This is a genomic window from [Muricauda] lutisoli (nom. illeg.) (genome assembly GCF_017313105.1).
Taxonomy (GTDB): domain Bacteria; phylum Bacteroidota; class Bacteroidia; order Flavobacteriales; family Flavobacteriaceae; genus Flagellimonas; species Flagellimonas lutisoli.
On sequence record NZ_JAFLND010000001.1, the window covers coordinates 1,001,527 to 1,024,287 of the forward strand.

25 protein-coding genes are annotated in these 22,761 nt (G+C 38.6%); 2 read left to right on the forward strand and 23 right to left on the reverse strand.

Annotated features, from left to right (window positions below; all coding sequences use genetic code 11):
• Positions 1-148: 148 nt before the first annotated feature.
• From J0X13_RS04685 to J0X13_RS04760, 16 genes are all read right to left on the reverse strand, one after another.
• Positions 149-880, reverse strand: a complete 732-nt coding sequence (locus tag J0X13_RS04685) for a DUF6090 family protein (RefSeq protein WP_207070284.1) — start codon at positions 878-880, stop codon at positions 149-151.
• Between the two features lie 88 nt (positions 881-968).
• A complete protein-coding gene (locus tag J0X13_RS04690; RefSeq protein ID WP_207070285.1) occupies positions 969-1,616 on the reverse strand; it encodes a peptidylprolyl isomerase in 648 nt (215 codons plus the stop codon).
• Positions 1,617-1,649: 33 nt separating this feature from the next.
• Positions 1,650-2,000, reverse strand: coding sequence for a hypothetical protein (locus tag J0X13_RS04695; protein WP_207070286.1), 351 nt, complete (start codon positions 1,998-2,000; stop codon positions 1,650-1,652).
• Positions 2,001-2,192: 192 nt separating this feature from the next.
• Positions 2,193-2,375: a DUF6090 family protein gene (locus J0X13_RS04700; RefSeq protein WP_207070836.1), complete on the reverse strand. Its 183-nt coding sequence runs from the start codon at positions 2,373-2,375 to the stop codon at positions 2,193-2,195.
• Positions 2,376-2,463: 88 nt separating this feature from the next.
• Positions 2,464-2,994 (reverse strand): hypothetical protein, encoded by a 531-nt coding sequence (locus J0X13_RS04705; RefSeq protein WP_207070287.1) that lies wholly within the window; start codon positions 2,992-2,994, stop codon positions 2,464-2,466.
• Positions 2,995-3,091: 97 nt separating this feature from the next.
• Positions 3,092-3,541: a nuclear transport factor 2 family protein gene (locus J0X13_RS04710; RefSeq protein ID WP_207070288.1), complete on the reverse strand. Its 450-nt coding sequence runs from the start codon at positions 3,539-3,541 to the stop codon at positions 3,092-3,094.
• A 35-nt stretch (positions 3,542-3,576) separates the two neighbouring features.
• Entirely contained in the window at positions 3,577-4,320 is a 744-nt protein-coding gene (locus J0X13_RS04715; protein ID WP_207070837.1) for a DUF6090 family protein, read from the reverse strand.
• A gap of 15 nt (positions 4,321-4,335) precedes the next feature.
• The gene (locus tag J0X13_RS04720; RefSeq protein ID WP_207070838.1) at positions 4,336-4,989 is read right to left on the reverse strand and encodes a DUF6090 family protein; all 654 of its coding nucleotides are present in this window, start codon (positions 4,987-4,989) and stop codon (positions 4,336-4,338) included.
• Between the two features lie 247 nt (positions 4,990-5,236).
• The gene (locus J0X13_RS04725; protein WP_207070289.1) at positions 5,237-6,073 is read right to left on the reverse strand and encodes an SGNH/GDSL hydrolase family protein; all 837 of its coding nucleotides are present in this window, start codon (positions 6,071-6,073) and stop codon (positions 5,237-5,239) included.
• A 107-nt stretch (positions 6,074-6,180) separates the two neighbouring features.
• The gene (locus J0X13_RS04730; protein ID WP_207070290.1) at positions 6,181-6,681 is read right to left on the reverse strand and encodes a hypothetical protein; all 501 of its coding nucleotides are present in this window, start codon (positions 6,679-6,681) and stop codon (positions 6,181-6,183) included.
• A gap of 75 nt (positions 6,682-6,756) precedes the next feature.
• Positions 6,757-7,095 carry a hypothetical protein gene (locus J0X13_RS04735; protein ID WP_207070291.1) on the reverse strand — a complete coding sequence of 113 codons (339 nt, stop codon included), beginning with the start codon at positions 7,093-7,095 and terminating at the stop codon, positions 6,757-6,759.
• Positions 7,096-7,168: 73 nt separating this feature from the next.
• Complete coding sequence (locus J0X13_RS04740; protein WP_207070292.1) at positions 7,169-7,609, reverse strand: hypothetical protein; 441 nt, start codon at positions 7,607-7,609, stop codon at positions 7,169-7,171.
• A gap of 40 nt (positions 7,610-7,649) precedes the next feature.
• The gene (locus J0X13_RS04745; RefSeq protein WP_207070293.1) at positions 7,650-8,615 is read right to left on the reverse strand and encodes a hypothetical protein; all 966 of its coding nucleotides are present in this window, start codon (positions 8,613-8,615) and stop codon (positions 7,650-7,652) included.
• A gap of 108 nt (positions 8,616-8,723) precedes the next feature.
• Positions 8,724-9,338, reverse strand: a complete 615-nt coding sequence (locus J0X13_RS04750) for a hypothetical protein (RefSeq protein WP_207070294.1) — start codon at positions 9,336-9,338, stop codon at positions 8,724-8,726.
• A 146-nt stretch (positions 9,339-9,484) separates the two neighbouring features.
• Positions 9,485-10,765: an SMODS domain-containing nucleotidyltransferase gene (locus J0X13_RS04755; RefSeq protein WP_207070295.1), complete on the reverse strand. Its 1,281-nt coding sequence runs from the start codon at positions 10,763-10,765 to the stop codon at positions 9,485-9,487.
• The gene (locus J0X13_RS04760; RefSeq protein ID WP_207070296.1) at positions 10,743-11,357 is read right to left on the reverse strand and encodes an SLATT domain-containing protein; all 615 of its coding nucleotides are present in this window, start codon (positions 11,355-11,357) and stop codon (positions 10,743-10,745) included. Before J0X13_RS04760 ends, J0X13_RS04755 begins: the two co-directional genes overlap by 23 nt.
• A 383-nt stretch (positions 11,358-11,740) precedes the next feature.
• Between J0X13_RS04760 and J0X13_RS04765 the strand changes: the two genes are divergently transcribed.
• Positions 11,741-12,025, forward strand: a complete 285-nt coding sequence (locus J0X13_RS04765) for a hypothetical protein (RefSeq protein WP_207070297.1) — start codon at positions 11,741-11,743, stop codon at positions 12,023-12,025.
• Positions 12,026-12,215: 190 nt separating this feature from the next.
• Here the strand turns inward: J0X13_RS04765 and J0X13_RS04770 are convergent, their stop codons facing one another.
• The 7 genes from J0X13_RS04770 to J0X13_RS04800 all read right to left on the reverse strand — a co-directional run bounded on the left by J0X13_RS04770 (position 12,216) and on the right by J0X13_RS04800 (position 20,768).
• The gene (locus tag J0X13_RS04770) at positions 12,216-13,892 is read right to left on the reverse strand and encodes a hypothetical protein (protein WP_207070298.1); all 1,677 of its coding nucleotides are present in this window, start codon (positions 13,890-13,892) and stop codon (positions 12,216-12,218) included.
• A 132-nt stretch (positions 13,893-14,024) separates the two neighbouring features.
• The gene (locus J0X13_RS04775) at positions 14,025-14,786 is read right to left on the reverse strand and encodes a DUF6090 family protein (protein WP_207070299.1); all 762 of its coding nucleotides are present in this window, start codon (positions 14,784-14,786) and stop codon (positions 14,025-14,027) included.
• Complete coding sequence (locus J0X13_RS04780; RefSeq protein ID WP_207070300.1) at positions 14,783-15,562, reverse strand: DUF6090 family protein; 780 nt, start codon at positions 15,560-15,562, stop codon at positions 14,783-14,785. Before J0X13_RS04780 ends, J0X13_RS04775 begins: the two co-directional genes overlap by 4 nt.
• A complete protein-coding gene (locus J0X13_RS04785) occupies positions 15,546-16,310 on the reverse strand; it encodes a DUF6090 family protein (protein WP_207070839.1) in 765 nt (254 codons plus the stop codon). The genes J0X13_RS04780 and J0X13_RS04785 overlap by 17 nt, the downstream gene beginning before the upstream one ends.
• A complete protein-coding gene (locus tag J0X13_RS04790; RefSeq protein ID WP_207070301.1) occupies positions 16,307-17,026 on the reverse strand; it encodes a DUF6090 family protein in 720 nt (239 codons plus the stop codon). Before J0X13_RS04790 ends, J0X13_RS04785 begins: the two co-directional genes overlap by 4 nt.
• Before the next feature lie 24 nt (positions 17,027-17,050).
• On the reverse strand, positions 17,051-18,784 hold the full coding sequence (locus J0X13_RS04795) for an amidohydrolase (protein ID WP_207070302.1): 1,734 nt from the start codon (positions 18,782-18,784) through the stop codon (positions 17,051-17,053).
• Between the two features lie 91 nt (positions 18,785-18,875).
• Entirely contained in the window at positions 18,876-20,768 is a 1,893-nt protein-coding gene (locus J0X13_RS04800; RefSeq protein WP_207070303.1) for a tetratricopeptide repeat protein, read from the reverse strand.
• A gap of 313 nt (positions 20,769-21,081) precedes the next feature.
• Between J0X13_RS04800 and J0X13_RS04805 the strand changes: the two genes are divergently transcribed.
• Complete coding sequence (locus tag J0X13_RS04805; protein WP_207070304.1) at positions 21,082-22,695, forward strand: thiol-activated cytolysin family protein; 1,614 nt, start codon at positions 21,082-21,084, stop codon at positions 22,693-22,695.
• The last annotated feature ends 66 nt before the right edge of the window (positions 22,696-22,761 follow it).

Genomic DNA, 22,761 nt, shown 5'->3' on the forward strand with positions numbered 1-22,761 from the left:
TTGATGTTCAAGCATCGATACTAATTACTGGCAACGGTCCCGGCAGTGAATTAGACCTATGGTTATGTTGTCTAAAAAGTAGGGAATTCAGTCAAGCTTGGGTGGCAAGCCATCATTTCTACCCTTAGTCTAGTCGTCCTTTGTTAGTTTAATCCTTCTCCAATACGTTAAGTAGATTTTCTATACCCTGTCTTACCTTACTGTTTTGATCGGTTCGGAAATAATAAGTTCGTAAAGCGGTCAATGCCATATTATTAAATAGTCTGTATTGTTCCGAGTTTAAATCAAATCTCCAGTCTTTCGGGTTTTTGAATTCATCGGTTGGAAGCTCATTAAATGAAAGCATATCCACCGCTTTTTCAAATTCAAGATTGCTTAAGACCCATTTTTGTACCACTTCGTCCCTGTTTTTATCATAAAATTCCTGAGTGGCTCTAAATTCCAAAATGGCATGTTTGATCTCTTTATTAAAAAGTTCTAGGTTGCCCGTATTAATAATGTCGTCAATGGTAAATACAATGCTTTGGTAGAAGTCACCGTAATAAATAACATTTTCCATTCTCTGGATTACTGTCCTAACTTCCTTATCCGGCTTTTTGAAATATGAGAGATAATTATTTATGTCGACCTGCTTTCTCCGACATATAGTGTCTAACTCGTTAAGTCTGGTTAAATCAGCTTTGAGCTCGGTAATCAAGGTTGTTTTGTAGTTATTTGTTTTCTGTTTCTGTTTTGAAACTTCATTTGCATTGTTGATTTGTAGGGCAATCAAAATACCAATGACCACAAGCACTATTTCCCCAATGGCATAGAGTAGGTACTTGCTGAACTTATTTTCGGAAAGTAATCGCTGACGGATCCTACGGAAGAACTTGATCATTGGAGGTTGGTTTCCCTAAAGATATGATTTTTAATGAATTGGATTTGAAAGTGTTTAAACACTACGATGTATTACAAGCTTTCTTGTTTTATTGCTCTTCTGAAATATATGCCTTATGTATATAATCCAATTTGGGGTAATTTTTCCTTAAATAGGAATTGCCCTGTGCAGTAATCACATCCTGCTTATCATCCAATTCGGCTTTATAGCCATCATAAAATGATTCTACTATATCAAAACCTGAAATGACTTGGGCTACTACTGGAAACCCCTTTACATCCATGAATGAAATAGTATCTAAACGAGGGGAATTATCCTTTAGATTAATAAACAATTGTGTTCCCCTGGTTTCCGGTCCTCCACGGGCAAAACTTACCGAACCTTGTGTGTTGGCTTTTAGTACCGGCTCATCTTTTATTTTCACCTTATTCCAGGATGATGTAATTGTACTATCATTGTGGATTCCAAATTGGGCAACATAATTAGGAAGTACCCTAAAGATGGCTATGTCCGTATAGTATTCGTGTTTTATTAATTGATAGAGTCTATCAACAGCAACTGGCGACCATTCCCTCCTCGATTCGATTTCAAAATCACCTTTGGTAGTTTCAAATTTTGCTGTGAAATATTCCGGTGCTTCTTCATTCGTCCACTTTAAATTAAAATTGGATTTACATGAAAGAATTGTCAATAATACAACCCCAATTAGTATGTACCTGTATTTTACTTTTTGCATCTGTAATTTATTATTCGGTTAGTTGTGTTTTCATTATACTTTAGGTTTCTTTAATTCTGTTCTAATCAAACTATCCAACTTGCTTACCTGTTTATATCTGGCATTGAGTGCGTTGCCGTACCTGGCCCTCATCGAAATTATGGATCTAATGATACTTAAATACGTTGGGTCTTCTTGTAATTCGTCGAAGTTTACGGGCTGCATTGTAACAAAGCCATAGGAAGTGAAGAGCGGTTGAATATGTGGTAAAACTACTGTTGACTTATAATCTTGAAACCTATCTTCCACAACGCGAATGTAATCGAATATATAACCGTTTACCTTTGCACTGTAAAATCTAATGGAATCATTGGTGATCATATACATGCCCTTTTCTTTGGCCATTTCAAAAGCCGTGTTATTTGGTGACAAGGACCATAATCTCAATGCATGGGCAAAATGCTTGTTCAACGAATCGTGATATGCGGTTTTGTTTGTTAAGACATGCTCTATAACAAAAGAAGACCTTTGGCTTGCTTTTAAAGAATCCAATGCGGTTCTCGTTTCTTTAATATCTTCTCTTACATCAATTGACAATTATGCAATAACCTTTCTTTCGAACACGGAATTCTCATTATTCTCTTTCCATTTATTGATCTGTAGTGCGAATAAAATCCCAATGACCACCAATACAATTTCCCCAATGGCATAGGTCAGGTATTTTCCGAACTTGTTTTCAGCGAGTAGTTGTTGGCGGATTTTTCGGAAGAACTTGATCATTGGAGGTTGGTTTCCCTAAAGATATGATTTTTAATGGATTGGATTCGGGAGCAAAGGGTTATGTCCTTAATTGTATCAAGTATTTAATTTACTGAGTATTCTTAAAATTATCTTCAAAGTTCTTTGTCCAATTTCCATTGATCCATTGTTCCCCATATTCTATAAAGCCTCCCTCTGGAGTGCTGCCGAAAAAAAACCGGGTCTTTTCATCTCTCCACACGATGAGTTTACCTTCCTTGAATTCGGCAGGGTATCTAGCGGCACCTTCTTTGGAAAATCGGTAGTAGTAATATGTTTGTTCCGCTTCATCATAAAGGATGATGGTATGGAGTTGCAAAAACTCAGTGTTCAGCTCAATTACCAGGATGCTCCTGTCCAAATCATAGGAGATCTTTTCGTATGCAGCACCTTGCTTAGTGACCACCCCATTTTCGTAGGTTTTGGATGTGCCCACCCATTCTCCGACCAAGAAGCTTAGTTGCTCCATTTTTTCGTGCTTGGGTTCTTGGGCCAAAACCGCATCGAACAGTAAAAACACTACAATGCAACAAAAGAATTTAGACGTTTTTCGATATCCCATATGTGTTCGTTTTCCAGTGAGCACCACCGTCCAGGCCATAATGCCGACCTTGGGTTGTTTGTTTTCTTAAAAGTAGGGAATTTAGTTTAGGAGGAGGAGGGTATTAAAATATTCAAGGTTAGGGCGTGGTGCTTTACTATTCACCCAGTGTTACAAAAAGCTGTGATTTAATTTTCCACACACCGGACGCTTTGGTCCACATGGCCGAATAATTCCCGTTGACTATGGAAGCTTCCCCTTTTTCCGGGTCATATCCGTTCCAAATCCCAGTTTCCCAGGCCAAGCCTCTTTTAGCATTGATTATAATGTCTTTGGTATCCCGCACCCAATACATTTTACTTGTTCCACCCGCTAAAATATATTTTTCCAATTCCGTTTTTCCACATAAGAGCGTTCCATTGCCTGTGGTGGTCAATGCATCATCCGTTAAATAAGAAAGTACTTCATTGGTATCATACGACTTCAATGCTGAATTGGAAGCCTTTCTAATGGATACTATTTGCTCTTTATCGGTTTGGGAAAATAGTTCCGATGTAAAAATCAGCGTACATAACAATGCAAAAAGAATAGGTTTTGTTTTTTTCATTGGGTATCGGTGTTTGTTATTGCTACAGGGTTTCGTTATTTTTTAACATCCAAGCTGGTATTTATTTGCTGTATCAACTCCTGTGCTTCTTGTTTTACTCGCTTAAAGTATTCTAGCATACCTTTCCTGTGGATATAATTTTCCTTAATAAAATTTCTTCCCTCAACACTTTGAGCAAAGGCAATTAGGTCTTCAGTCTGTTCTTTTCCAATAGGTAACATTGGAAAACCGCTTAAATTTATTTCTGATTTTTTACGAATGACCTGATTTATTTCACTGTAAAATGCGTAATGTTTCTCCTCTTCATTGTACGCATCTAAAAGATATTTAGTGTCGGTGTAATATTTCGTGAGATTGTTTTGTAAATTTTCAAAACCAGAGAGATTGGGGTTTTCAGAATTCTGTAGTTTATTAAATGTTCTTACTGTTATGGGTTGTTGATAATACGGACCTAAAAAGACAAGTTTTAAGCTGTCTATTTGACTGGTGTCATAAGAAATTATATTAAGCGCCCACGATTCAATTTTTATCTGACGTGCTAATTTACCTGTAACGTAATTGCTTTCCACTGTATCTCTGGCAAGGTCTCTTCTAAACTCTTCCAATAGCGCTTTGGACTTTCTGAATTCTTTTCTGTCTTCATTCCAATTATTGATCTGTAAAGCAATCAAAATTCCGATAACAACGAGAATTATTTCTCCAATGGCATACAACAGGTATTTCCTGAATTTATTTTCAGTAAGCAGCTTTTGTCTAATTTTCCTAAAGAATTTTATCATTGGTTAGTGCTTACATTATTTATTTTCAATTTCATCATTAATCTGGTGTAATAGGGCATTGATTTTTGGAGTAAATTTTTCGATGGTATTTTTTGCACTGGTTGCTCTCCACTCAATATCCGCGAGAAGCCAAATAAATTCAGGTTTTTGTAAGATGTCGTTAGGAATACTGTTAACTACCCAATTGTTTTTATTGTCAATGTACGGGTCTTCACGTAAGGCGAGTAATTGCTCAACATTGGATCTATAACGCCTTGTTGCATGGTCAACTTGTGCTCTAAATTTTATTAACTCGAAATCAAAAAAGTTTATTAAGTGATTCCGTAAGCTGTCATTGGATACACGATCTATTCCGGAAGATTTTAATGCTTCATATGGTCCAGTATTAAACTGAAAATATCTTCCAATATTTAAATTCCATAATTCGGTTTGCATGGAATCATGGAAAACAACCATATTTTGAGTCAAACTTGTAAACTTATCTGCCGTATTCTTAAGAACTTCATAAGCCTGGATTTGCTCTTGTAAATTAATTTGATCTCCGATCAATCCTCTTTTGATTTCCGATAACATTTTTACTTCATAGGCTCGATTTTTTTGAGCCTCATTCCAATTATTGATCTGTAATGCAATCAATATTCCGATTACCACAAGAATGATCTCGCCCATGGCATAGAGGAGGTACTTGCTGAACCTATTTTTGGAAAGCAATCGCTGACGGATGCTGCGGAAGAACTTGATCATAGGAGGTTGGTTTCCCTAAAGATATGATTTTAAATGGATTGGATGCCGGAGGAATGTGGCACAGCATTCCTGGCCATGATTTCGACCTTTGGGTGCTTGTTTTCTTAAAAATAGGGAATTTAGTTTAGTGGAAGAGGGGGCAATGGGTTATAGCCAATGTCACCATAAGTTATTATTCTGCTATCTTTTTTAACAACCCCGCTGTTTTTGGTTCAATTTCTCCGTTAAACTTTAGTCCGGAAGCTTTTTTACCTGTTAGCATTTGATAAAAAATGCAAGCGTTTAAAAAAGCACCATTTGTATTGGGATGGATATTGTCCCCGTACACACTGAGTTCAGGATACTCTGTCAATATTTCGTAGAATTTGTTCCCATTGTCCGATGCTGTGAGTTCATATTTCTCGGCCAACAAATCATACGACTCGTTGATCAAAGCCATTTCCTGTTCTAAATTCGCTATTTCTGGTGAGCAATACTCATCATTTTCCAATGTATGATCAATCGCCCATTTGGAATAGCAGTATTGTTTTGGATATTCCTTTTTTGACGGCCAAGTTTTAAATAAAATAAACTCACAATTTGGATTTGAAATTCGATTCTTTATTTCTTCAATTGCGGTTTCGACTTTGTATGCTTTGGCCTCCGGAATTAATAGTCTAACGGTCCCTTCTTGTAGAATTACAACATCCCAGTCCTTTTCGGATAGTTTAATCTCCGTTTCGGTCTTTTCACCTGCTGTTTTTCTTCGCGTATTGATTTGATCTTCGGTTCTTGATTCAATGATGTTGTTCAAATGCCAATCCAATGACATTCCTGGAAATGTACTTTGTTCAATGTTAAAATTAGAGGCGGTCTCATTCAACATTTTTTGTAAAGTTTCGGGCATATCGTGGTAATAGGTCAAACTATTTCCAATAAACAGCACATTTATTTTTTCGGTTTCCCTTGTTTCTTGAGATTTACAACTAACAGAAATAACTAGAAATACTAGCAGCAGAATATTTTTCATAAAATACAGGTAATGGTCGTGGTTATACGTGTTTAGTTTCTTAAAAATAGGGAATTTAGTTTAGTGGAAGAGGGGGCAATGGGTTATGGCTATTGATAGGTGCAGACCTATTTAATTTCTCCAAGTATAATGTTATCGTTATATCTTTTCCTTTTGAATTTGTTTAAAGTTTCTGTTGTTCCGCGCAGAATATTTTCAAACTGATCAATCTGTTTAGGATTCTTCATATTTACTAATATTAAACTTCCATTGTCGAAGACATACTTTGAAGCTTCTTTGAAATTTTCTTCAGTTAGTTCTTTTTTAAAATGCTCTCTACAGGTTATAAATAGAAGACGGTTAAACCATGCTTTAGGCCTAAAGTCAAAATGTTTTGAAATCCTTTCGGTAAAAGAATTTGATCTAGCCTTTCCAATCAACAGAATTTTTTCTTCTGTTTTGAAAATATATATTCCGTGACCAGGTAAAATAGGCTGTTCATTAAAGTAACTAAGATCTTTAACTTTAAGTTGATTCAGTTTTATTCCCTCAGTTTTGTTGATTAAATCAATAAACTGTTTTACGGTTAAATTGATATGATCTTCAAAATCGATGAGATAGTCTTTCATTGGTATGTTCTCTTAAAAGTAGGGAATTTAGTTTAGGGGGAGGAGGAGCAATGAGTTATAACCAGGGTTAGTGAATTATATGTTTAATTCTATTCTTGTGTTCTTGTAAAGTAGCCCATTAACGGAATAATTTTCGTCAATTAAAAAACTGATTTTTTTATTTATTCTTTCATTACCTCCGATCATTAAGAAAATTTTGCCATTTGTATCATCTCTAGCACCTTGAACAAATTCCACCCTACGGATGTTATTTTGACTATCAATTAAGTTAAGGTCATCAAAATCTATTTCAATACCATTTTCGGAGTTGTTGATTATTGTAAAGGTTATAGTGATAAAATCCGTTCCAGGTGGAGCCCCATATTTTGTGTTTGAATAACTTTCGGGTTTAAAAACAAGGTTTTCATTTACCAAAGCGTCACTGTATATTGTGTACCGCGCACAGCTAATGTTCAAAACGAACAATATGAGCATGGAATAGAAAGGGTTAAATCTCATTTTTTGCTTTGATTAAAGTCAACTTGTCATTGATCAAAAAGTAGATTCTCTGATTTATTTCGTAGACGTAATTCAATATGAATTTTTTGCTTTTGTTGGGTTTTAGTTCAAAGGTAGGCTTCATTTTGGAACCAATACCTGCAGTATTAAACCACTTCAGGTCGTATTTTCTTTTTGTTTTTGGATTTGCCAAGTAAATATCCTTTAAATTACCTTCAACTGGTTGATCCGAATTATTGGTGAACTTCAGATAAAATGTATAAGAAGTATAACCTCTCAACGGAGTATACCCAATACCTCTATCTGCTGAGCCTTTAAGTCTGGTAATTTGAAAGGTTATGTTGTCGTCATAATTGAAAACTTGACTCGAATACATTTGTGAATAAGCAAAATTGCTTATAAGGAATGTTGTAATAAGGATATATTTCATTTGTTTTTAAAATTATAGTCAAGGTTGGGCACAGTATTTTTTAATCGGTTATTTTACTTTGCATTTTAATTGGTTGTATTCCTACAACTTTGTCTTTGTCGTCAAAAATCAATTTTATCATTTCACTTGGCGGACTTGAATTGTCGTCCGAATATTTATACTGAAGCAGTGTGAACATACTTCCGTCAATTCCCATTTGAACTCCGCTGTAAATTAATTCCGTTTGTCTATCAAAATTGATATTGTCAATCAGCATATTAATTTGTTCATCGGTAACTTTTTCAATTATCAGGTCTGATAAAAACTCTTTTGATTTGGGTAAATCCCTTGCACTTAAAGCAGTGAAAAAGTCCGTTTTTATTCTTTCCAATTCAGTCAGCTTTTTCTCGTCAAGTTTTGGAATTTCTTTTTCCTTTTCCTTTGATTGATTCCTGATGTAAAGTCTTATCCTATGAACTGGATTAATGGTCACTGCACCTTTCTTTTCATAATAGTTGGAAACTGTTGCGTACATTTCTATTTCGGTACTGTCATTAGGTTTCCAAGTTGAGCTTTCTACAAAAGTGTTTATAGAATCCAATCGACTTATATTGGAATAATTCTTCTTTACTTCTGGTTTTCCGAACTCATTTGAAATTTCTTTTTTGAGTCCTTTGTATTTTGCAATTAAGGCTTTTTGAAATTTCTCCGATTTTTGATTATTGTCTTGTTTCTCAAAATTTGAAACGTCCCATTCGTAGAGAACGTAAGACATTGTTGAATCCGCTTTTTTGAAAAAGTAGAAAGCAGTTAAATCAGGAATAACTTTCTCTTTTCTTAAATATTTAATTGGTTGTGCTTCTCCGCTAAAAGAAACATGGTTAGAGGTTGTTGGGGTTTTTTCACTTCCCAAACTTTCTTCCATTTTTATATATTCAGCAAGTGATGTGTTGTGAATATCAAAATTAAACTCCTGTCCAAAAACAGAAGTTGAGATAAATAAAATTCCAAAAATTAAGTTTTTCATTAGATGTTCTTTCATATTGTTGCCAACGGCCTCGGCTATGCGTGTTTAGTTTCTTAAAAGCGGGGCATTTGGTTTAGGGGAGGAGCAGGCAATGGATTATAGTATTTGTTATTTCCCATTTTCTATTCGTTTAATGGTTTTTACAAATACAGAATAATATTCTAGGTGCTCGGTCATAAATTCTTCTAAACTTTGTTTTAATAAAGGAAGATTAACATAAAGTTTATCATTCCTGTTGTCGATAAATTTTAATGGGTCTAGTTCAAAAAGCTTTTTTAAATGATTTTGGTCAGTAAAAAGGTTACTTAAATATTCCTTTTCAATAAATTCCACAATTTTTTTTCTTTTTGGCCCTGTACAATATTCTTCCATTGCCCTAAATTCCAATGCATCTAGTTTTCCGTTAGCTAAATTTCCAATATTAAAACACGTACGAAATCCAATGTCTTCTTTTGATTTTAAATATAAGGTTTGAAGAACACAGCCATAAAGGATGACAGCCATATATTCTGTCGGATTTTGAACTTCTCCATTTTCAATATATCCTTTGGGTTTTATTGCTGTTGCTCCTCCAGAGTAATCAGTAGTATCAGGCAACCTACAAGGCTCGATATAAATTTGTTCAGTTCCAAGACCGATTTTATAATGTTTATAATTTAATTCACGGGCTATAAAATGTCCGACTTCGTGAATAAATACTCTTTTTAAATTAAGAATGTTCATATTTCAAATTGACAGCTAACGGTTTTGTATAAGCGCAGGAATAATTAGGCCCTAACTTTTCAGTTAAACAGTGACTTCTAATTTATTTTATTTACTTAAAGCAGATTTAGTGTCTATTTCTTAGTGATAATTTTTGTTATAATTTTTTACATCGAAATAGGCACATCAATTCTATCAGTAGCTACACAAACTCCATTTTTAATAATATAGCATTCCACATAATGTTCTCCATTGAAATTTGAGTTTTCATTTCTAATTTCTTTTCCTTTATCGTTTAGAATCTGACCTCTAAACATATTTCTTCTTTTAGCAATTGGCCCCAAATTTTTTACTTTCCATTTCACTTGGTATGGTTGTGGCACCTCATTTTCAGTTATATAAAATTTCAATTTTTTTGTGCTTCTCAGTATTTTTATTCTACTTAACAAATCGTCTCGAAATCCCTGTTGTTTTACCAGGCAATCAATATTTAAATTATATTTTATATCAACAGGATATTGGTTTTCAATAAACTCCTCACTGTCTGTATAGTTTTCAGAGTTTTCAAGAATTTCTTTTGGGTATGGGAACTTGTAGCCATAAATTTTTCGCCAAATTCCATATACTGTTTTATTTTCTTTTTTGTCAATAGCTTCTACCGCATTATTAAATGCTTTTTTAGCTTTTGAATGAAAATCAGATTTCTTATAAACTTTTTGATTACTACCAGGCGCATACCAAAATTTCTGTTCTTTAGAAAGTTCAGACATATACTGAAAAAAATCTCTAACTAATTCATCATAATTTGAATAAGTAGATGAATGATGGTTTTCATTTTCTTTTAAAAAATTATAACAAAAAGTATCTATTAATAAACCTCCCATTTTAACACCATTTTTATTTTTCCAAGTCCTTGTCATTTTACACAAGTTTTTTAAGTTCTGGGATGTGGTTTGATTAAATGAATTTAATTCTGATATTTCTTGTCTTGGTTTAGTTATTTTCCAGCTTCCTCCATTTTTGGAATCTGGATATTTATATGAATTATCACTTTGTAGGTTTGCAGGACAAACTTCAATAACGTAATTGTTGAAATCGACGACAACAACTTGTCCATCTCCTCTTATGTCAGTATTTGAGTAAGTTTTCTGGATCGATTTTTTTGTATCTTGAAGTAAATCCGATTGACCATTATGTTTTCTTGAATCATATTTTTTGAAATCAGCATCAGATATTTCAAATATCATATCTAAATCACTTATTCCATCAATTGCCGTTTTTCTTCCATAACTGCCTACTTGTAATGAATGTATTGTAGAACTATCTAATTCATTATAAAAAGATTTATTTAAAGCTTTTGTTATTCGATTGTATTTATATGAAATATCATCTTTGTTTGATATTTTCAAGTTATCAACAAAAGTTTTAAAGGTTTCTGAAGTATTCATAAATATTAGGAAGTGTGTTTATAGCGATAAAGACGATTGTTATAAAAATTATGAAATAGACCAACCATTTAAGTGAATTTGGAAATTTATCCTTCCAGAATTTGAAGTGTAACTCCTTGTCCAACCAATCTATTTGGAATTCATAAAAGAATTTAAAATGAGCATACCATTGTGATAGAAATATTTGTTTTGTTATTGAAGTATTATAATAGGATTCTAATAAGTTATCAAGTTCCTTTTTTTCATCTTTAAATTTTTCATTTTCACTGGCTTCAACATTCAAATATAGTTGTCTGAGTTTGTTGTAAATTTGAGTAAGTTCTTCACCTGCTTTTTTATACGTATTGATTTCTTTATTTGAAAAATTTATATAAAGCCCTGCGATTGAAATAATAATAAGTAATACAGATATTTCTTTTTGATTTGAAAATTCAGCATATGCCACTTGTATTATTCCAATAGCCAATCCGGTAAAACTTATCCAATTCGGAAGCTTGGTCAGTATGTCATAAGAAGCAAAATGTTTTTTTGCCCCGAACCCAACATTGTATGCATTTTCAGCAATTTCCTTCTTAAATTGTTTTTTGTTCATAGATATTCTTTCATCTTTCTCAAAATAAACTACAACATGTTTATAGAAACGCAAATTACATTGCTATACTCCCCAAATCGGAGTAATAGCGCTGCTTTTGATTAACAGCTACCTAATATCACCGAAATTTCCTTCAAAAACAATAAGTCAACTAAAGGAGTTGTAAGAAGTTATCAACGCACCCCTGTTTTCCGTTTCCGGATAAAATGTATATTTGGAGTGCGAAACACATCTTTATTTTACTACCTCTCCCAACCTCAACATGTCTTAAATAGTAGATACAGGGTAGGCAAACGGGTGCAAGTCCCGAAGACCAATCAGGGCGTAGCTTTGATGTGTTTCGCGGTGACCTATCCTCATTTTTAATTTTAACCACTCTTGTTATGCGAAACACAGAAGGTCAAGAAAACTGCCCACAAGGCAGTAGCGCGGAGGCGCACAGCGCTCCCAAAATTTCCCAAATGCTTACCCCGGCCCAAGTACAATTGTTGGACTATGCCAATTATTTGGATGGCCCCGATCTGGTAAAATCCCTAAAACTGCTGCACGATATTGCCGTGTATTTTTCCAACGACCCTATTGATGAAAAAGAAAAGTATGCGCTCTTCAGTGTTAAAGTGCTGTGGGAGTGTATTGAGGAGATTGTAGGTGAGACGGGGAAAGGGTGAAGGGTGAAAGGTTGAAGGGTGATGGGTAAAAGGTAAAGGGTGAAGGTGAAAGGTGATGGGTGAAAGGTGATGGGTTAAGGGTTAAGGGTGATGGGTGAAGGGTTAAAGGTGAAGGGTGATGGGTTAAGGGTGATGGGTGAAAGGTGGGAGGGCCTTGTACGGCCCTCTTTCCTTTTGTTTTATGCTGCGATTAGTCGGTAATCGTCTTTAAATGCTCCTTGGAGCCCGTCATTTGCCAATGCCCCAACGAAATAGGGATGTTGCCGATACTGTTCAACGTATCAAAAAAGTCCTTTACCACAAAGGGTTCACCCTGCAGCTCTTGCAGTCGGGCATAATCGGCCAGGGCGGCTTCCAACAAATATTTACCGGTAATATAACTTGTTCCGTACCCGGGTTGGCGCAAATAGAGGTGTTGCTCAAAAATGAGCAGTTCTTTTTCGGTCTTCATCCAACCGCGTGGGGTGTATTCGCTGTGGATGCCCCCGGCCTCTTCCATGGTCATCTCGTTGGCGTGCGCATATAAGGAGCCCAAACCTCTGGCCGCACGCTGTGCGATCATAATATATACGATCTCCTTGGCCCTTGGGCTATCGTTGTACAGACCGGCCTGCATAAACATTTCTTCCACGGCCGTGGCGGTCCCTTCGTTTCTGGAATCCCAAATATTGTACAACAAGGGGCCTTTCCTGATTTCACTTTTATGGGGCTCGATATCCATGCGCGCCAGCTCGAACCAATGGTAAAAATGGGAGTAGAGGGGCCTGGCATCGTAATGCTCACCAATCTCGAAAAAATTACGTTTTTCCTTGGGAATAAATTCCCCCAAATGCTCGCGCAGGGCGGGGTCAAAATACGGTTTTACGGTAACAATGTCCTGTTGCTCCAAAAAGTCCATCAAGCTTTTGGCGGAGGCATCGGCCATGCTATCATAGGATTCGGGGGAGTCCACGGCTTCCAGTTCCGGTAGGTTCCTGTTGTTGTGCTCCACCAATTTCAATGAGGCCCACGCACGGGCGAGCTCCCGTTTTAGGATCATCACCTCATCTTCCCAGGTAAGCGGCACGAGGTGCACATGTTGCAAATACCAGGTGTAATTGTCCTTCCCAATGCCCGAAGGGCCGGTTTTGGATTCGGATTCGGCCTGCAACCACTCAACAAGGTCGTTGGTAGCAGCTATACCCTCATCGATTACGGCCACCAGTTCGGCATCGTTGGTAATGGCATCGTTTTCTTTTAGGTCAGTGAGTACCACACTCTGGTTTTTAATATCCCGAATACCGGTGATCCATAGATCGCGGGCGTTCCCGGTCAGGTTTTTCTTGGCCTGGGCATAAAAGGGCGGAATCACCTGTAGGTCGGTCAGGAGCCTGGCCCGTTCCTCCTCGGATAAGGGAAAGGTATAGGTCCACAGTTCCGTAGTACCGTGATTGGTGGGCCCTTCGTGGGCGGGCACATCGCTTTTGTATTCCCAAACCACTTTGTAATAAGCGGGATCGCGGACCCAAGGTTGTAATACGCGTTGGTTAAAATCGTAGCCGTTCATTTCGGCCCACACGATCATCCAATCCACTTGGTTCTCCACGGACCAATCGGTGGTATCTATGGCCTGTAGCTTGGATTGCAGCTCCTTGAACTTGGGCCAACGTTTCTCGAAGGTTTCCGCGGTATAATCGGGAGCTCCATTCAACAGCGGAGGGTTTTCGAAGGTTCTCCATTCCTTGAACAGGGCCACTAGATCTTGGTAATCGTTGGAGGTGAAATGTTCAGTTGTGGAGGCGGTTTCCGAGGAACTTTCTTTTGTATCGGTTTGGCAGCTGAGCAAGAACAGCATTGCCAAGGACAGGAGGGTGGTGGTTGTTTTCAATGGGTTGATGTTTTTATGGATGTTGAAGTTCGTTGAAATTTCTGCAAAAGCAAAGGTGCAGATAAAAGGATTTCCAAGTATTTGTACACAGACCGGTCAATTCTTCCCTTGATGAGGCTTTTGTTACTGTTCCTAAAGCGTTTGATCATTGGTGTGAAGATGGTCATCGATTAGGTTTTTTGTTTTTTTGATCTGCATCAAGGTGAGCTTCAGGTCGTATAAATTGTCCCGATTTATTTGTTCACTATAGTGCAGCAGCCTTAAAAAATCTGAATCATCTTTTAAGGTCTCAAAGTTTTTGGGGGAGTAGCGTTTGGATGGAACGGCTCCTACAGGATCACTTTCCGTTTTTAGGTCTTCAAAATATTCCAGGTACCTCGGTATCAAATATTCGTAGGTGGTTTTTTTAGCGGCAGCTTCCCGTTCCTTGATAAAGGAATAATGGGTTTCGTATAGGTTGGTAATGGATTCTCGAAGGGTGTCGTTGGTAAGAATATGAAACCCGATATTGGAAAGGTTTTTATAACCGCTCCATTTTAAGGTATAAGTGGCGCTAAAAGTGACAAAACCAAAACTACGCATTAAACTATCTGAAAGGGGAGCATTGTTTTTAAGTGCTTTTTCAATAGCACGGACATTTTCAATGGAAGTTTGGTTTAAATGCACATCATTTTCCAATGAAAGCATATCCTCCCCGAGGTTTTCCGATATCTCGCGGAGCACTTGAATTTCCATCCGGGAATTTTTTCGATCCTCGTTCCAATTGTTGATCTGCAGGGCAATCAAGATCCCGATCACCACCAAAACGATTTCCCCCAGGGCATATTTGAGGTACTTGCGGGTTTTACCTTCATTGAGGAGTGACTTGCGGATGTTTCTAAAGAATTTTATCATAATTCATTCAATTCTTTATCAATTAGGTCGAGAGATTGTCGGGTAAGGGAAAGGAGTCCGTATTTCACCCAAATTTCTTCGTCCCTAAAGTTTTTATAAAGACTTTTCAGCGCCAGATAGGTTTCGGGTTCTTTTATAAGTGTGACAAGGGCGGCATCGTCCAATTCAAATTCGGGATGCATGGGGATTAGGGGATGAGCTCTAATTCGCTCCGGTACAGGTGGTTCTATGGATAATTTGGCCATTATCGCTGCAAGCTCATCTGTACTGTTGTAATAGTAATTCTTTTGAATCTGATCAGCGATGGAGTTTCTTGAATTGGCATAATCCTTTAATAGGGAAAGCCTTTGCCTAAGGCTATCGCTCAATAGCTCAAATTTACCGGATGAAATGGCTTCTTCTTGAACGGTAGTTAAAAAGGACAGTGTAATTGAATATACCATTTGAGATAAAAACTGCCTCAGACTATCTGTGGGCAGCGATGTGTTACCTGCTGAGAAACTGAGGACTTTATTGAATTTGGAATTGCTTTGGTTTAAACCGTTATCGTAATCCTCTAAAGTCTCCAGGTTGATCAATAATTCTTTTTTTATGGACAGCATCAAATTCACCTTGCTGTTTTCCAGCTTTCGGTTTTCATTCCAATTGTTGATCTGCAGGGCGATCAGAATCCCTATCACCACCAATATGATTTCCCCCAGGGCATATTTGAGGTATTTGCCCGTTTTGCCTTCATTGAGGAGCGACTTGCGGATGTTCCTAAAAAATTTGATCATTGGCATTTATTTTTAATAAAAGCTGATTGGCCTGGTCTATCGCCTCTTTATAAAGCACATGTTGTTGTTTTATCTGAAAATGCCTTCCAAAAACCATGGCCTCAAATGGATTGTCGTTTAAAAAACTTGTGCTGTCAAGGGTTTTAGGCGTTCTTGGATCCTTTTTGTAATAATCCTGAACCGTTTTCCAACGTGTTTTTGGGTTTACGGTAAAACTGTAATGTTCAAAAAAATAGGGTTCGTACCTATTCTTGATAAACGTATTGGAAATTTCTTCACGAGCCAGAATATGATCCAGGGTGGTGTAATAATTTAAGATCATATCCTGAATGTCTTTATCCACAAAGGACAATTCACCTGAATTGTTAATGGTTTCTATGCCGCTTTTATTGGGCGATGTCGACTTTTCCAGTAAAAGGTAAAACATATACTTTGTTGTTTTATCGTCTATAGGATCCAATGTCTGGAATTGTCTGGTAAGTTTCTTGGAATACGTTAAGGTAGTGTCGGTAAACTTATGCATGAAATTGAGTTGTGCAAGATCTTCCTTGATATTTTGGGATACCGTTTTTAAATGAAGATTTGCCAATGCGGTGTTGCTTCTGTTTTGGTTCCAGTTGTTAATGGCCAAAGCGATCAAGATCCCTATCACCACCAATATGATTTCCCCCAGGGCATATTTCAGGTATTTACCTGTCTTCCCCTCGCTGAGAAGATTTTGTCGGATGTTTCTAAAGAATTTTATCATTGGTCAGTGAGTTTTTCATCAATCATTGCAACGAGTTCCGAAGATTCGAGCAATGCTTTTTCCATGGCTTCTATGGTTCCTTCCGCATTGCCTAAATTGACTTTTAAAGTGATCAGGATGTATTCATCGTTTACAAATGCCTCAAAGTCTTTGGGTGTCCCGTACATTCCAAATAACCAATCTGTAAAATGTTCACGGACATAAGGCAGCCAAATAGTTTGAAATTCCATGGTATCATCATCTATTTCGGCATAAATCCTAGGTAATGAAAGATCGTAATAGGAGGTTAGTTTAATGCGAAAGGCATCGTCTTCAATTTTGCCAATGCCCATATCTTTTAGTAGTTCGAATCCATTTTTGGTGAATTCAACATTGCGTTTTAGCATTAAGTGACCCAAGAGTTCATCAAAACCTTTGACCATCTCTTTCTTTTGGCCCAAAATGTCTATCACAGTTTGCTGCATGTCATATTCTTCTTGTTTAATACGTAAAGCTTCATTCAATACCTGTTGATCTAAAAGGAGGTCGTTTTTGATTTCCATTAATGCATTTTCAATTTCCTTTTGTTGTTTGTTGCTTTCATTCCAATTGTTGATTTGGAGCGCCAGAAGAATTCCGATCACCACTAATATGATTTCACCTGTTGCATAGAGCAGGTATTTTTTGACCCGATTTGTTTCCACTAGTTTTAGTCTGATTTTCCTAAATAATTTCATGTGTTCAAAAACAATTGACCGTAATTATCTTTTAAAGACGGTTTCTCCCTCTTTTATGGATTCCAGAACCTCGATGGTATGAATGTCCAAGGGATCAATTTTCAAGGGATTCTTGTCCAAAATCACCAAATCGGCCAATTTACCTACGGTCAAGGTACCTTTGGTGTCTTCTTCGAAGTATTGATTGGCCGCCCAAATGGTCAAGGTCTTTAATCCTTCATAAGGTGAGATTCGTTGGTTTGGGCCCAAAACCTGTCCGCTTCGGGTCACTCGGTTTACGGTGGCATCCAAAACCCGCATCGAATTGGGAAAGGTTACCGGAGCATCGTGGTGCGACGTGAGGTTTAAACCGGCATCCAACACATCCCTGCAGGGTGAAATATAATCTGCTCGCGGTTCTCCCAGCACGGACTCCCTGTGCCAATCGCCCCAATAAAAGGTATGCATTGGGAAAAGTGAGGGATAAATATCGAATTTCACCAAGTCTGGAATTTGGTCTTTCCGCAATGTTTGCCCATGAATAAGAACGGTTCTGTGGTCGGGGTAGCCAAATTCTTCCTGTGCAGCCTCCACCGCCATTAAATATTGGTCTATGGCAGCATCTCCATTGCTATGACAAAGCATTTGCCATTTGTTCTTAAAGGCGGTTTTCACATAGCCTATCGCCGCCTCATCATCCATAACGGGGTACCCTTTGTAACAACCCGACCTTCCTTCGGGGTTTTCAAAATAGCAATCTGTCAGCCATGCGGTTTTGCCCTGTGGAGAGCCATCGAGGGTAAGCTTTACGCCTCCAATTCTGAATTTGTTTTTATAGGAATGGGAGGGCACGTATTCGCCTTCCTCCAAATAATCGGTGCCCAATGTAATGTCGGGATAAGCAACCACATCAATATAAAACGAACTGTTTTTCGCCCCTGCGATCAACAGAGCAACTTGGTCCGTCGTGCTTCTTCCATCTTGAGCAGTGAGGTACCCTTTCTTGGCATATTCTTCCTGTCCTTTTTGAATGCATTGCATAGCCAACTCTGCATCCATCTTTGCGAATATGGGAAATAGCACGTTAAACAAACCAGCTTCCTCCAGAACCCCATTCGGGTTTCCTTCATCATCGCGTCGCAATGCGCCTCCATCGGGGTCGGGAGTATCCTTGGTAAAGCCCAAAATCTCCATGGCCTTGGTATTGATCGAACCAAGATGTCCGGATTGGTGCAAAATGATGACGGGAAGTTCAGTACTTACTTGATCTAAATCCACGGCTTTCGGATGGTCGCCTTCCTCAAGTTGGGAATCGTCGTAGCCATTGCCAATAATCCACCCTAGCTTTTCAACAAGGTATTTCCCGTCTTCTGAATCTTTAAATTCGGTCAGGGTGGCTACAATAGTACCAAAGTTTGCTCCAGGGCCATCCGGTGGGGGCAATATATTTGCACATAGCGAAGTAAAACCAACACTGAAAAAGTGTCCGTGAGCATCTAAAAAGGCAGGGGCCAAGGTGTTGCCCTGTAAATCGATTTGATTGACCTCTTCGGTAAACCGGTCCAAAGCATCTGCCTTGGAGCCCACAAATACGATTTCACCATCGGTTTCAACCAACGCTTCCACATAATTGGGGGTATCGCCCTCCATGGTCAAGATATCTCCATTATGGTAAAGGTTTACAGAGGTCTCTACAGTTGATTCTGAAGATTCTTTGGAGTTTTTACAGGAAATAATCCATAGGGATACCGCCAAAATGGCAACGCATACTTTTTTCATGGCGTTCAGTGTTTAGTTTTTATGGCTTGTCCCACTAAGTTCGATGAAATAAGTATGATAAACAACCAGTTCGGTATTGATTTTAAGATATTTACAGGCTATTGAGGAAATCTACCAGGTCGGTTTCCTTGTCCAGTCCCAATTTCTTCTTTAAGCGGTACTTGGATTTTAATATGCTATCGGGCAACACATTGAGGGTTGCTGCAATCTCTTTGGTGGTCAGGTTCATCCGCAAAAAAGCGGCCAATCGAATCTCTTTTTCCGATATGTCCGAATAAATGGTCTTTAGTTTCTGGTCAAAGTCGTTGTGGACCTCGGCGAAGTAGGTTTTGAATACTTCCCAATCCTTATCCGAGGCATTTTCCTTTTTCAGGAGCATTACCATACGCCTGAACTCCATTTTAAATTTTTCGGGGGAGTTTTTAATGTTCTCCAAGTTCTCCATCAGCTCTTGGATAAAGGTATTTTTTTGCACCAAATGCAGGGTCTGGCTGGCAAGTTCCTTCTTTTTGTGCGCTATTTCCTGTTGATAGATTTCCTCCTGCTTTTCCCGTTCAATTTTGTTCTTTTTCATTTTTTGACGATAACCGAACACCAATAATCCAGAAAGGGCTAGGGCAGAGGCCATGCCTCCGGCATAGAGCCCTTTGGTGAGCTTATCCACTTTGGCTTTTGCATTCAAGGTGTTGATCTCCTCTTCCTGCAGAGCGATTTCGGCTTCCTTTTTCTCGGTTTCGTAAATCGTTTGAAGTTCGGACAGCCGCTGACCGTTTTCAATGTTGTAAATACTGTCGTTCACTATTTTATATTGTTTGAAATAGCGTAAAGCATCACCTTGTTTGCCTTCCCTTAGCGCAATTTCTGACAGAAGCTGATAGGCTTGCGCCTGATCTTCCGATAAATCTGTTTTTTTTGATAGCGTCAAGGCTTGTTGCGACCAGGACTTGGCTTCATTAAGACTATTTTCTTGAAGGGCAATCCCAGCCAATTCCAATTGGTTGTCCACCACACTGCCTATTTGGTTCAATGAATCAGCGAGGCCCAACGATTCCTTAAAAAAGGATTGGGCCCTTGCCATGTCATTCTTTTTCACATAATACTTGCCCAAACCCAAAAGGGTGAAAACTTGGCCGCTGGGGAATTTCATGGACTGCGATAGCTCCCAACTTTCGTCCAACATTTCTTTGGCGATTTCCAGACTGTCACCTATGCTCGTGTAAAGTATCCCTAAATTGCTTAAATCGGAGATTAAACCATGTTTGTCATTATCCTCCCTATTCATCTGCATCAATCTTTTCAGATACCTTACGGTGTTGGTGGTATCCTTCATTTTGAGATAGTTTTGGTGAATGTTTCTTAGGGAAGTTTTGGCATCACGACGGTCGTTATGCCGTTCCGATATCCCCATAGCCTTCAGGGAACTTTCCAGCGATAATTTATATTGACCTTTATTAAAATACATGCCCGCAATAACGTTGTAGCAGGCAGCGATTCCCGTAGAGTCATTCTCTTTTGCGAAATTTTCTATGGATTTGTTGGCATAGGTCAACGTGCTGTCATGTTGGTTCATAATGGAATGGTTGATGGCAATATTGATTTGCATGGCAGCTGTGGAGCTATAACGCTGACGCTCCTCACTCAGTTTCATGGCTTTTCTGTAATAGATATTGGATGATGGGTAATCGTCAATGTAAGAATAGGCAATTCCCATTCTTTGATAGCCTGTATGCTGAATGGGAACATTGTCCAACTGTTTCCCTAAATCAATGAGTTGGTCGGCATAGCCAAAAGCCTTGTCAATATCACGATCAATATGGGCTCTCCAGAGATTAACCAATATAGGGGTTCTGGATGAATCAATAGGGGTGCTGGCCAATACTTCCAGAAGACTATCGATTTGTTGCGGGGTGGCATCATATTGGCCAAAACTTAAGCTGGGTGCCAAAACAAGTAAAAAGAGGATGTGTAAGACTGATTTTCTCATAGTTAAGGTTGCATGTTGTTCTACAAGGTAGAAATATTATGCCTTTGAATCCCAATGGATTATAAAGTCAAAAAAGGGCTTGTCCATATAAAATCCATGTTTCTTTTCTTCGATTCTGATTCCAAAACCTCTTTAAAGTATTGATTTTGTTGGGGTTAATCGATGAACTGCACAAATTTTAAAATCAGGCTGTCCATATGGTTTTTGGGTATCGTCCATGGTGGCTGTCCATACTTTGTCCATGCCCGAAAATAGGTTTGAGGAGCTTACGCCTCTAATTTCGAGCATGTTGAACTTCAAAAAACTAAAAATTATGAAAACAAAGCAATCACTTTTTAAGAACAGTGCCTTACTAATGGTGCTGTCATTGAGCTTGATCATCTGTGTCGGATGCTCAAAGGATGAATCCTCTGAACCGTCGATTACGGGCACCGAACCTCCTACTGAAGAAGAGCAAACGAACTTCAATACCGTATTGGCAAGTCTACAATCGTTTGAACAGGAAAGCGAAGCGGCTACCGAAGAAGTGAGCGAACCGGAAAACCCAGAGCGAAATCCAGATGATGTCACGGAGGAATGTGTGGTACAGCGTTACAAAACATCTCCGGGCTTTGACGAAATGCTTTCGTTGGATCCCACCACCGATGTGATCTATCCTGGGGCCATGCTCAAAGGTGAATCTATTCCAACAGGGGAATATATTGGCATCAACGGTGGACGGGCACCAATTACGTTATCGGTTTCCTTGCAGAATATCGATGGAACATCATCGGTTGAGATCGAGGACCCTAAACTGTCCACTGTCAGGGAAGGGGTCAATAGCGTATTGCAACAAGGGGTCACTGGTGCCACCGCTGCCAAGTTGAACTTCACTATTGAAGAAGTGTACTCCGAGCAACACCTCAGTGTAGCCTTGGGAGCTAACTATCGCACCAAGAACAGGGATGTTTCGGCCTCTTTCAATTTTGACAATTCGCAATACAGCTATAAATACGTCATCAAATATTTTCAGGAATACTATACGATTGATCTAGACCTGCCACCCAATAACAACCCGGGTTCCTTGTTCTATGAAATGCCTGTGCTAAATTCCACGAGCCCCGTAATTGTGTCCTCGGTAAAATATGGACGTATGGTGCTATATACCGTGGAGTCCAACTCCAGTATCACGGATGTACAATCCGCGTTCAATGCCTCGTTCAACTCAGCGAACGCCAATGGCAATGCCGAATACCAGAGTATCATCAATAACTCCAAAATTGAAGCCTTGGTCGTGGGGGGCAGTGGTTCCGATGCCGCCGGGGCGGTAAGTGGTCCTGCCGGTGTATACGAGTACATTACCAATGGGGGCAACTACTCGGCAGATTCCCCTGCCGCACCTTTGGCCTATACGTTGCGCTATATCCGAAATGATTTTCCGGTGGCGAGAGTTGTGTTGAGCAGTGAATACAACATCAGGACCTGTTATGAGGCCTATCAAAAATATCGAATTGAATTGGGAGGTATCGAAATGATTTCGCACGCCGGCGAAAGCGGGGATCTGTCCTTGCGCGGCAATCTGAACATCAAACTGTTCCAAGGAGGTCAGCAAATGGCTAGTGAATCCTACACCAGAACCTCAAACAATTACATAAGCATCAGGGAAGGCGTGTTTTGGTCGATTCCGGGAGACGAAGCCAGTGAAGTGGAGCTTTATAAGCCTGATTTGGAGAATGATTATGTTCAGATTGAAGCGGAATTCTCTGAAGATGATTTATTTAGTTCGAATGAATACTTGGGCAAGAATTCACGCAAAATATATTTAAAGGACATCAAAATGAACTTTGACGATAATGGTAACGCCATACTTCAAAATGAGGTGTTGAAATTAGAAGAGGATTCTGGAAGTGATTTTGAAGTAACATTTTACATGTCCAGAATATATTGATTTAGTCATTTACTAGGGCAGTCGGCCGCTCAAGTGGGGTTCAACCATTTGATGCCGGCTGTTTTA